This window comes from Streptomyces flavovariabilis (assembly GCF_000725785.1).
Lineage (GTDB): Bacteria > Actinomycetota > Actinomycetes > Streptomycetales > Streptomycetaceae > Streptomyces > Streptomyces hawaiiensis.
Window position 1 is genome coordinate 1 of record NZ_JNXD01000132.1, and the last position, 209, is coordinate 209.

Annotated in this window: 1 protein-coding gene; it reads left to right on the plus strand. The window is 65.6% G+C overall.

Annotated elements, in window-relative coordinates; translation table 11 throughout:
• Nucleotides 1–209: ATP-binding cassette domain-containing protein (locus IO24_RS0140250; RefSeq protein ID WP_031144925.1), on the plus strand; the 209-nt coding region annotated here is incomplete at both ends.

Genomic DNA, 209 nt, shown 5'->3' on the forward strand with positions numbered 1-209 from the left:
GCTCCTCCGGCTCCGGGAAGACCACCACGCTGATGATGCTCGCCGGGTTCACCGAGCCCGACTCCGGCACCATCACCGTCGACGGCCGGGACATCACCAGACTCAACCCGGGCAAGCGGGACTTCGGTTTCGTCTTCCAGCAGTACCTGCTCTTCCCGCACATGACCGTCAGCGAGAACGTCGCCTTCCCTCTGCAGCTGCGCGGTGTG